The sequence below is a fragment of the Thiorhodococcus mannitoliphagus genome (genome assembly GCF_010915725.1).
Lineage (GTDB): Bacteria > Pseudomonadota > Gammaproteobacteria > Chromatiales > Chromatiaceae > Thiorhodococcus > Thiorhodococcus mannitoliphagus.
On sequence record NZ_JAAIJR010000163.1, the window covers coordinates 1 to 10,519 of the forward strand.

A 10,519-nucleotide genomic window follows, 5' to 3' on the forward strand; every position below is an offset into this window, starting at 1 on the left:
CGTATTTATTTATCGATTCAAGCCAGAATTATAACACCATTTCAGCGAGTTAATGGGCGTATGTCAGGAGTTCTGCAGGGAGATCCGTTTTCATCTGGCAAGCCTGACACGAAACTGCGGAGTGCTCGACGTTGTGTTGGACGATTTCTTCTTCGAGCTTGTCGGTGCTTAGCGAGGCTGAGAACAAGGTCACTCGGCACCTAAACCCTTGCTCAAGATGAAGTCGATTCCGAACAAGACGATCGGCAGCAAAACCTACCTACACGTGGACTTTCTCCCGGATCTGGCCCCGGGTGAAGCGGGGCGAATCGCCGATGAAGAACGCCTCGCGAAGGTGCGCCGAGAGCAGGATTTCGATCTGGTGCGGATCGATTCGACGAGCGCTTGTATCGCCCTGCTCAATTATCCGGCGTTTCTCCATGACCCCTAGAGTGCCACGAAGGGATCCCCGGTGCGGGTCTCGCGGGAGTCCGAGGTATCGGCGGGACAGCCGGCGATCAAAGGCTCCAGATCGGCGTCCATAGCGAGGTGATCCCCGTCAGTTCTGAAGACAGCCGTTCGCTCCGTCTCCCAATGCCATCGCGCGATGCGCAGCCCGCTTGTGCCCTCATGGGTTCACTCGCAGTACAGGGTCGCTGCGCTCCCATCCGCCGCCGGGGCGTCGCCGGTGAACGCCGTCGTCCTCGCCGATACGCAAGAGGTGGAGCCAGCGGTTGTCCACCAGTTGGCGCACCAGTTCGTGGCGGTCGATGATGGCGTCGATAGCGGCCTCCGGTGCTTCGATGAAGCAGCTCAGGCGCAGCGGCTCGTGAACCCAACGTCGGCCGTCGTGCAGCGATTGCAGCGGCAGCCCGACGCGCAGGTCGCCGCTGTTGCCTTCCAATACGCCGATGGCACCGCCCACGACGTTGTGCAGTACCTTGTTGCCGCTGCCGAAGCGGCGGTTGTCAACCACCGAGCCGTAGTACTGCATATTGATCCAGTTGGCGACGATCATGGGCGCGGTCATGATCAGCTCCAGGATCTGGAAGCCCTCGTCCTTCTCCCAGACGTACTCGTGCAGGAAGGCGCGCCCGCCCAGGTCCATGGCGGCGGTACGCGGGCGTGGTGCGGCGATGAAGGCGGCGTTGTTGGCCAAGGCCCATTCCGGGCGCACCTGGGACCAGTCGCGGCTGCGCTGCTGCACGTCGGCTTCCACCGCTCGGTCCGGTCGGCCGGCGATGCCGAGCAGGGCGGCGCGTTCCATACGGGTGAGGCCGCCGGCCTGCTCGAGCCACTGGCGCAGCTGCGCCAGGTCCTGAGCCAGGGCCGCGGGGACGTCGTCGGTGTCGAAGAGTCTGAGGGTATCGGTGGTGGTGTCGTGTAGGCCGGCGAGGAACCAGGTGTCCTCGGGGATGGCGATGCCCCGTTCTGTCAAGCCTCGCCGAACGCTCGGGTCGTTGAGCAGGGCGGCCACCACCCGGGCGCTCGCCTCGCCGGTCTGGCCGGCGCATGCGCCGCAGTCGAGTCCGGTGGCGTGGGGGTTGTTCACCGAGCTGCTGCCATGTCCGGCCAAGAGCACCAAGGGGGCGAAACCCTCGGTCATGGACATGGCGCGCAGGATGCGCTCGGCATGGTCGAGGCGATCACCCTCAGGGATCCCCGACTCCCCGTGCCGGGTGCAACACTGCTCCGGCGCGACGGCCTCCAGGGTCGGCCCGATGCGCTCCATGACCTCCGCATCCAGGCCTTGGCTGTGGGGATCGGGTACTGGGCGGCTCCAGCCAAAGCTGTCGGTGAGCAGCTTGGGGCCGTACATGAGGCCGGCCGACTCGACGAACGAGAAGCAGGAGGCGGCGGAGAGCTTGAACCCCTTCCAGGCCTTGGACAGACCGATGCGCCGTCGCCGCTGCGCCTGCACGTCTTCGCTGTCCTCAGCCTTGACCCGCTCGCAGATGCGGTAGGCAGGGTTGAAGATCACAGGCACATGGCTGCGGGCGGCAGCGGATCCTAGGGGCACGTGCTCGATGAAGATGCCGAAGAAACCGGCGAAGCCGATGGTCTGGACCTCGGGCGCCACGGTCTCCAGGGCGCGGCGGAAGACCTCGGAGCGCACGTCGATGCAGAAGGCGGCCTGGACCGCCGGGCGGGCTGCGGGCCGGGCCGGCAAGGTTCCGGTGCGCACGCCGGTCAAGCCGTCAATGACGCTGCGCTGGAATCCGATCTCCATCGCGGCGAGCATGATGCGGTCGATCTCGGCGGAGGCCTGGCGCTTGTCGGAAGGCGGACGCATGCTCGCGGCGAGCATCTCCCGCCAGCGTGCCACCAGCGCGGGCGAGCCTTTCTGCTCGTAGAGCAACATGTCCCACATCAGACGGACGGCCAGGAGGTCGACAAGGGAATCGTCACGTTCGCCTGACAGCTCGGCCTGCCAGCGCAGATACCTGGCCCAAGCGGCCCAGCCGCCGATGCTCATGAGTGAGGCGTGGAGGTAGCGCTCCACCGCGGCATCCGGGATACCGAGCCGCTCGATGGCCAGTGCGATGGCGGCTCTAGGATCCGTCGGCAGCCGGGAGACGGCGGAGCGGAAGTCGGAGAGCCCCATCATCGCCGGGCCGCGGTCGATGGCGGCGGCCTTGCGCCAGGATGCGTAGAGCGGGAGGTGGCGCCAGGGCATGGGGACGATCGCCTGGCCGAGGTCGAAATGGGCGGCGCAGTGCAGGCTGATGCGTTCAGTGACGAAGCTCGACCACAGGCCGCCCTCCACGCGCTCCAGCACCTCGCTCACCGGGGCCATCCCCAGCCTCGGCTGGGGCGCCCGCGTGGCCAAGGTGTGCTCCAAGGTTTCGACGTCCAAGCGGCTGCCGCAGCCTTCGATGGCCGCTTTGAGGTCATCTCGGCTGATGCGTCCGCTTGCGACTTGGTCGCGGTAATAGTCCCGGGACATGTAGAGACCCTTGCCGGTGATCCGCGCCAGGGCGTCGGAGGCGTCCTGAAAGCTCAGGTCGCGAAGCCCGAAGAAGGGGTTGACGGCGACGAAGTGCTTCAGGGGCCAAAGCGGGGCGATGCGGTCGCAGGCGGCATCGATGCGCTGATCCAGCTCGGTGGCGTCGATCATCGGACCCACTGCCGCCGGCCGGGCTTCATCGATCCCTTCCGACCAGACGGCGGTTGCAGGCGTGCTCGCGGCTGAGGCCGCGGGCTCGATCAGTGCGGTGGCGTCGTAGAGGTTCATGATTAAGCTCCGGTGGATGGGACTGGGGCGAAGGGGGCGGGCGGGGTCACGGATTCGAGGGTCGGGCTGGGCCATAGGCGCTGGAGCAGCCGGGTGATGTAGACGTCAATGTAGAGCCCGTTGTAGAGGTGCATGTAGATGCCGTCGCCAAGGAAGGCCGGGGCGTATTTGAGCACCTGCTGAAAGATCAAGAGGACCAGGAAGACGCCGACGAAGGCCTGGGTCAGCCAGATCTGGAAAGGCCCGGCCGCATCCTGCACCGGCAGCACGCTCCCCTGCAGCGCCGCCTCGAACAGGGCGTGCAGGGCGAAGTAGCACACTGAGACGATCGCACTCAGTCCCAGACCGCGGCGCAGGAAGTCGTCGCCGCTCATCACGCCGGCCATCTGCAGCAGCAGCTGAGTCACGGCGATGGCCACCACCGTTCCGGCAGCCAGGAGCGCCGGCTGGTGCCCTGCGGTGATGCCGAAGACGGCGCCCACCGCCACCGTGATGAGTCCGCCGCCGGCCAGGGTCAGCAGCAGCCGGACGGGGCCGACGCCCGGGGATGCATGGGGCAGTGCCGGTGCCCGGAAGGCGTCCACACCGCTGCCGGAGGCAAGAAAGGCATGCGCCTTGTAGAGCGAGTGGGCCACCAGGTGCAGCATGGCCAGACTATAGAGACCCAAACCGCACTCCAGGAGCATGAAGCCCATCTGTGCCGTGGTGGACCAGGCGAGGGAGACCTTGATACTGGTCTGGGTGAGCATGACCAGGGAGGCGAGCGCCAGGGTAATCAGACCCACCACCGCCAAGGCGCCCAAGGCGAGTTCGGAATGGGACATGATCGGACTCATGCGGATCACCAGGAATGCCCCGGCGTTGACGATCCCCGCGTGCAGCAGGGCGGACACCGGTGTCGGGGCCTCCATCACCTGGAGCAGCCAGCCGTGCAAGGGGAACTGGGCGGACTTCAGCGCGGCGCTGAGCACGATCAGCAGGGCCGCGATCTCGAGCGCCGTGGGCAGGGGGCCCTCCATGGCCTCCAGGATGCGGTGCATCTCTTCGAACTGCAGGGTGTTCAGGGTGAAGCCGATCAGCGCGATGGCAGCCAGCAGACTCAGGTCGCCGATGCGGCTGGCAATGAATTTCTTGTGGGCGGCCAGTACGGCGGTCGGGCGCTCGCGATAGAACATCAAGAGCTGGTGCAGGCAGAGGCTGGTCGCGATCCAGGCCAGGGCAAACATCAGCAGATTGCCGGAGGCGATCAGGGTGAGGATGGCCGCCAGGGTGAGCGCGAGCCACTTGTGGAAGCGGCCCCGGTTGGGATCCCCGTCCATATAGTTGCGCGCGTAGCGGGTGACGATGGCGCCGACGAAGGCGACCAGCAGCAACATGATCACCGTGACACTGTTGACGTAAGTGCCGATGGTGAAGGTGCCCAGCCCCCCGGGGAGTTCGAGATTGTAGAGGGTCCAGGCACGGGCTTCATCGAACGGATGGGCCGCCGCTGCCAGGAGTGCGCTGCCGAACGCCAGCCAGGCGGCGGCGCCGCACAGGCGCGCCATGAGCCTCGCCTGAGCGTTGGCCCAGGTGGACGGCACCAGGCCGACCAACAGCAGGAGCAGGGGTGCGGCCAGGACAAGACTGGGGGTTAGGAGGCTAGGCAGCATGGCGACCTCCCTCGGCGGCATGGGGCGACCGCTCGGAACTCTGGGTGCAGACGCGCTGAGAAGACGCTCGGCAGCCGCATGGCCTGATCGCCTGCGGGCAGCGCGGGATGGAGGCATGACTCATCTTGGGGCTCCTCTGTCGGTGAAGACAGTGGCGGCTGCAGGGAGCAGCGCCACCCTTGACAGAGCAGTCTAGGGAGGTCCATCTAGAAATAATAATGAATAGTAATCATGAAAACGATAACCTTAAGGCTATCGTAATCCGAATGAGGGACCCGCTATGATGCATGTCACCCTGCGCCAGCTGCGGGCCTTCGAGGCCGTTGCCCGGTTGCGCAGCTTCTCCCGCGCGGCCGAGGAGATGCACGTCACCCAGCCCACGGTGTCGAAGCAGATCCGTCTGCTGCAAGAGCAGGTGGGGCTGCCCCTGCTCGAACAGCTGGGCAAGAAGATCTTCCTCACCGAGGCAGGCCAAGGGCTCTACGCCACCTGCGCCGATTGGCTGGAGACCTGGGGCCGTTTCGAGCAGACCATCGACAACCTCAAGGGCCTCAAGCAGGGGCGTCTGCGCATCGCGGCGGTTACGACCACCAAGTACTTCATGCCCCGCATCCTCGGTCCCTTCTGCGCCCAGTATCCCGGCATCGATATCGCCTTGGAGGTGGTCAACCGCGATCGGCTGCTCGACCGCCTGACCCGCAACCAGGACGACCTCTACATCATGGGCGTGCCTCCGGAGGGTCTGGATACCGAGAGCGAGTCATTCCTAGACAACCCGCTCGTCGTGCTGGCCCCGATCACCCATCATCTGGTCGGGCGCAAGCAGATCCCATTCGCCGAGCTGGCCGAGGAACCTTTCCTGGTGCGGGAGCGAGGCTCCGGCACGCGCATGACCATGGAGCGGGTGTTTCAGGAACGCGGCACACCGTTGCACATCAAGATGGACCTGGGCAGTAATGAGGCCATTAAACAGGCCGTGGTGGGCGGTCTGGGACTGGCTATGCTCTCACGCAGCACACTCAACCTCGATCCCAGCCAGCAAGAGCTGGCCGAGCTGGACGTCGAGGGCTTTCCGCTCGTGCGTGCTTGGTACGTGGTGCGGCCCAAGGGCAAGCAGCTCTCGGTGGTGGCCGCTACCTTCCTGGAGTTCTTGCGTGGGCACGTGCAGCTCTTCGTGAGAGATCAGGATGCTGGATCCCGGAATTGAGACGGTCGCTCAGAAGCTGTCTGGACACTCGGGCGACTTCAGCCGCCCTCGAAACCTCTGCGCGGGTAGTCGACTGAAGTCGCCCCTCGTCCATCAATGCCTCGACGATGATTTCCGCGTAGCGCATCAGCGAGTGCCATCAGGCTCAGCGGCGCGCAGCCTTCTGCCTTGTTGTTGGCGATGACATAGACCTCTCGACCCGCTTCAAGGCCATCGGAGACCAGGTCGGCAATCTCGGCGCGGGCCGCTGGATCCGGTTCGCACAGCCGGTCGAATGGCCGATACTGCATTCTCGCCTCCTGGTAGCCTCGGTTCGAACGCAGCATCCAGCGGACGATCAGTGGACCCCGCGGCAGCTCGGCGTACAGCTGATTCTGGTGGTGGAGGGCAGGCAGGCGTGGGTGGAGGCTGCGGGCCGCATGAGCACCGCCGTGGCGCAGCGCCTCGGCGAAGTCGCGGGTGAGGAGTTCGCGATCGCGCAGCTCCACCGCATAGATGGGGCCGCTCGGCAGTCGGCGCAGGAAGCGGTAGAGGTCTTCGGCGAAGCGTCTCGGGTTGGCGGTGATCTGCTTGCCGAGCGGTGGAAACTGCAGCAGCAGGACACCGCCGTGGTCACCGAGTCCGTCGATGAATGGACGCACGGCGAACTCGGTGGCAACCGTAGGTTCGAGAAAGCGCGCGTTGGGGGCTGTCGGGCGTCCGCCCGCGGCCCGGACGAAGGGGTCGGTGACCAACGCGGGTGTCTTCACCAGAAAACGGAAGTCATTGGGCACCTGCGTTGCATAGGCGCGCAGGCGGTCGGTCGGGACAGGGGCATGGTAGGCGCTGTCGACGCCGACGGTGCGCAGCAGCGGATGCCGGGCGTAGGCATCCAGTCCGTGGCGCGACAGGGCGCGTTTGTCGCTTGCCTGGTCGTAGACCAGACCGATCCAGCCAGGAAAGGCCCAGGAGGAGGTGCCGAACCGCAGGCGCGAGGGGAGGGCACCTGCGCGCTCGGCGGCCTTGGCCCAGTCCGAGCGGGCTGGTCGAACGAGGGGGCTGGCGTCATCCGGCGCCTCCCCAAAGAGATCAAGCTGCTTCGGCGTCATCGCTTGACTCTATTCCTTAGCGGTCCGACTTGCGAGCGGTCGGTGGGAGCGGCGCCCCGCCGCGATCGGGTGCTTGTCGCGCCAAGGGCGCCGCTCCCAGGGTGCTGTTGTTCGCAACACCATTTCGTCACAAATTTCTGAGATTCGCCAGCTTCGCCACCGGCGCTTTTGCCCGCCTTGCCACACCGCCCCAGAGGTAAGGGCGAAAATAGGGAATCGACCCAATCCGGTCACTGAGACGAGTCAGCCCAGTGACTCTTGCGTCCCGGGAGCGGAAACTCACCGTCCTTCTGCCAATGACGGTTGTCTCGGCCAAGGGCCGCCGTTGACCAATGAGCAGCGGAGAGGCAGCGATGTCTCACGCACCGGGCATTGAACGAGAGGGGATGACCTTCGTCTTATTCGCATGCGTCGGCCAGTTAGGGCCGGACCTTAACGACGACTGACCTAGGTCGTCCCGCATGCGCTCTGCGTACCTGCATCCGCGTCTGCGCGCCTGGATGGGTCACCGCGACGCCTGGGCGTTATGCCCGTGCTCGTGGCTATCGGGGACTGCCGGCTGTCGAGATCGTCGGACTATGGCAGGTCGATTCCGAGACGCTCCAGCAGCTTCTCGCCAATTTGGTTGAAGCTGTCCCGACAGCGTGCCACGGCCTGAATCTGCCCCCCGCCGATCCCGTCCGCCTGCTTGAGATCGAAGATCGGCTTACGTGCCTGCTGGGCAATCGGGACCAGACTGGCGTAGTGCGGGATGAGGGCAAGACAATGCGCGTCCTGCTCGAAGGAAGCCGCAGTTCGACCAGGCGCTTCATCCAGAACGGATCGGCGATACTCGGCGGGGATGGCCTGCGCCCAACGGGCGTAACCCGCGGCGGGTCGATCGGCCCGGGCCAGATGCTGCTGGACCATGTACCCGAGTGGCAGGAAATCATGGGGGGGCAATGCCTCCTGGGGCTTGCCGGCGAGACCACGCTCACGCACAGTGCCCCAGTCGCGCCGCCACTCGCGCAAGGTCGGCCCGACGTTGCGGAGTCCCTGCAAGCTAAATAGATCAGGTGCGACCGGGAGCACTAGGTGATCGCAGGCCAGCAGCGCCGCCCGGTTGAGGGCACCCAGACTGGGGCCAAGGTCCATGATCATCACATCGGCCGCCACCTGCTCGGCGGCGAGATTCGACAGCAGATCGAGCGACGTCGTCACATCCAGCGCGCGATCATTGTCCGAGGCCAGCGTCTTGGCGAACTCCTCCGCCAAGGTCTGCTCGAATCGACTGAGTGCCAGGTGTCCGGCAAGCAGCCAGAGTCCATCGGCAACGCGCTCCAAGCGTGGCGGCAGCACGTCTCCCTTACCCCTCCGCACCGGCTCTAGGCAGCCGGTGACCGTACCATCGCTGCGGACATCCTCCCAAATCTCGAACAGTCGGATCTCGTCGAGAAAGATCGCGGAGATATTGCACTGTGGGTCGAAGTCGAGTACGACGACCCGCACCCCACGTCCAGCCAACATATGGGCAATGTTGAAGGTCAAGGTCGTCTTACCGACTCCCCCCTTGTTGTTGAAGAAGACGATCGATTTCATGGTCGAGCTCTCAGGATCAACCGCGTGAAGCCATCTTTTTCGATCTCTAGCGGCGGGTTGCCGTTGCGCTCCAGGAGCAATCGCACGCGCCGAACGCCCCGCCCGAGCTGCTGCACATAACCCATGTCTACCAGGCCGGCCGTCACGATGGGGTTCCGGTAGTCGGAATGCTCTCCAAACTCGCCCTCGCTTGCGCGCCCGAAGGGGCCACCTGGATTCGAAAACTCGATGCGCGTATTGAACCACTCGATGCGTCCAGGCGCGTGTGTTCCTTCGTACATGCGGTGCTGAACCATGTTGCGAGCCAATTCTTTCAGCGACTCAATTGGATACTGCGGAAGATAACGTTCGACGATGCCATCGTTTTTCCGATGATCCGGTGCAGAGGCGAGATGGGCGGTTATCTGCGCCCAAACTCCCTCCAGCTGATCCGCCAGGGTTCCAGTCACCGTCTTGCGGGCCACCACCTCGCTATCGATGTCCGGTCCCGCGTAGCGTACAAACTCGACCGTGGCCCCCGGGCAGCCAGGACTGCGGGCTCACACCAAAGAGCAAGAGCGCCGCCGGGTTCGGGCGCCAGATCCTGGTGATCAGGCGGCCCAACTGACGCTGAGTCAGCCATTGCTCCAAGCCGGGAAAGGTCTCCTCGTCGAGGTCTTCGTCGCGCTCGGTTTCGTACCTAGCTCGGAGCAGGCCCAGGTTGAGATCCTGAAGGGTAGCCGCGGCGATCGGGCGAAGATCGAAGGGTTGGCTGTGCTCAGGACGGCGCTCGTTCAAGCGCAGCAGGTCAGCTTGGGTCGCGCGGCGGGTCGAGCTGCCCTGGCGAACCCAAGCAACGCCATCTACCATCACCATCGGCGGAACCGGATAAGGAATGACGGTGATAACCAGGAGGGTGACGCCATCATCCCCGTGATCGACGGAAATGTCGAAGCTTGGCGTCGGCTGGATCTTGGTCGAGCGCAGTCTGCTCGACAGGTCCTGCTGAATTTGATCCAGCCGCTGTGCATCGACTCCGCGCCGGAAACCGTCCTTTTCCAGCCTGATGACTAGCCGGCCGGGCTCGCCGCTCCCTCCGAGATCGTTCGCCAGGGCGCAGGTGGCACGCAGGATGCCATCGCTGTCCTGAGGCGAACGCTTCCATTCGATGCGATCTGTCTCGGTGCGATAGAACTCGGCTTTGTTCATGGCTATTGAGGCTTGGGTGTGGATTGGCTTGGATTGTAAAGGCTGCTGCGGGTCCGGGAGGCCCCAATCTGTCGTTCACGGCGGCCGGGATGTCGCGTTACTCCGTCGTCAACCGCTGAATCCCTTCAGCGGCGGTGCTCCGGCAATGGCGACAGATGTGCGGACGGCAGGAGTCCTGCTACGGGCCGCAGTTGCAACACGAGCCGCGCTGGCTCCGCATCGGCCTTGCGGCATATTGCCCGCCTTCGGCGTTCACAAGGGGATTGCCGAGGAGCTACTAGTCGGCCCGCTTACGAGCGTTGCTACAGGCTCCTGGGCATCAAGGGGGTGTCCGCAACGCGTCCCAGACTGGCCGCTCAGGTCCGTGCACTCAGCGGCAGCAATGGGTGGCGACTTGTCACTTCCTCCTGAGGCTCGACTTTCCGCTCCCCGCGTTTATGTGAAGGTCAAAATTATGTGAAGGACGAACGTCGGCTCGAGCGTTGGTAACGCCTGGAGCCGACGAGTGCTTCACATAATTACAGCGCCTCGAGGAACTGGCGCAGTTCGTCAGGTGGCTGGTATCGCGTGGGCGGGTTGGCTGGCTCCTGGA

Annotated in this window: 8 protein-coding genes; 2 read left to right on the forward strand and 6 right to left on the reverse strand. The window is 64.7% G+C overall.

What is annotated here, in order from left to right; genetic code table 11:
• Positions 1–208 precede the first annotated feature (208 nt).
• Complete coding sequence (locus G3480_RS23120) at positions 209–430, forward strand: hypothetical protein (protein WP_164656506.1); 222 nt, start codon at positions 209–211, stop codon at positions 428–430.
• A gap of 177 nt (positions 431–607) precedes the next feature.
• Here the strand turns inward: G3480_RS23120 and G3480_RS23125 are convergent, their stop codons facing one another.
• Positions 608–3,214, reverse strand: a complete 2,607-nt coding sequence (locus G3480_RS23125; protein WP_164656508.1) for a YbcC family protein — start codon at positions 3,212–3,214, stop codon at positions 608–610.
• 2 nt (positions 3,215–3,216) lie between these two features.
• Entirely contained in the window at positions 3,217–4,866 is a 1,650-nt protein-coding gene (locus G3480_RS23130; RefSeq protein WP_164656510.1) for an NADH-quinone oxidoreductase subunit L, read from the reverse strand.
• A gap of 280 nt (positions 4,867–5,146) precedes the next feature.
• Between G3480_RS23130 and G3480_RS23135 the strand changes: the two genes are divergently transcribed.
• Positions 5,147–6,073 carry a LysR family transcriptional regulator gene (locus G3480_RS23135; protein WP_164656512.1) on the forward strand — a complete coding sequence of 309 codons (927 nt, stop codon included), beginning with the start codon at positions 5,147–5,149 and terminating at the stop codon, positions 6,071–6,073.
• Between the two features lie 38 nt (positions 6,074–6,111).
• On the opposite strand, the gene G3480_RS23140 is transcribed toward G3480_RS23135, so the two are convergent.
• The 4 genes from G3480_RS23140 to G3480_RS23155 form a co-directional block, all read right to left on the reverse strand.
• On the reverse strand, positions 6,112–7,161 hold the full coding sequence (locus G3480_RS23140; RefSeq protein ID WP_164656514.1) for a DUF72 domain-containing protein: 1,050 nt from the start codon (positions 7,159–7,161) through the stop codon (positions 6,112–6,114).
• A 576-nt stretch (positions 7,162–7,737) separates the two neighbouring features.
• A complete protein-coding gene (locus G3480_RS23145; RefSeq protein ID WP_164656515.1) occupies positions 7,738–8,739 on the reverse strand; it encodes a ParA family protein in 1,002 nt (333 codons plus the stop codon).
• Positions 8,736–9,203 carry an ATP-binding protein gene (locus G3480_RS29300; RefSeq protein ID WP_164656517.1) on the reverse strand — a complete coding sequence of 156 codons (468 nt, stop codon included), beginning with the start codon at positions 9,201–9,203 and terminating at the stop codon, positions 8,736–8,738. The genes G3480_RS23145 and G3480_RS29300 overlap by 4 nt, the downstream gene beginning before the upstream one ends.
• 7 nt (positions 9,204–9,210) lie before the next feature.
• Entirely contained in the window at positions 9,211–9,927 is a 717-nt protein-coding gene (locus tag G3480_RS23155) for an AlbA family DNA-binding domain-containing protein (RefSeq protein WP_164656519.1), read from the reverse strand.
• Positions 9,928–10,519 lie beyond the last annotated feature (592 nt).

What these genes read in the sequence shown, in the direction of transcription:
- G3480_RS23155 (WP_164656519.1), bottom strand. Translation starts at nt 9,927, where the DNA reads ATGAACAAAGCCGAGTTCTATCGCACCGAGACAGATCGCATCGAATGG.
- G3480_RS23130 (WP_164656510.1), bottom strand. Translation starts at nt 4,866, where the DNA reads ATGCTGCCTAGCCTCCTAACCCCCAGTCTTGTCCTGGCCGCACCCCTG.
- G3480_RS23145 (WP_164656515.1), bottom strand. Translation starts at nt 8,739, where the DNA reads ATGAAATCGATCGTCTTCTTCAACAACAAGGGGGGAGTCGGTAAGACG.
- G3480_RS23140 (WP_164656514.1), bottom strand. Translation starts at nt 7,161, where the DNA reads ATGACGCCGAAGCAGCTTGATCTCTTTGGGGAGGCGCCGGATGACGCC.
- G3480_RS23135 (WP_164656512.1), top strand. Translation starts at nt 5,147, where the DNA reads ATGATGCATGTCACCCTGCGCCAGCTGCGGGCCTTCGAGGCCGTTGCC.
- G3480_RS23125 (WP_164656508.1), bottom strand. Translation starts at nt 3,214, where the DNA reads ATGAACCTCTACGACGCCACCGCACTGATCGAGCCCGCGGCCTCAGCC.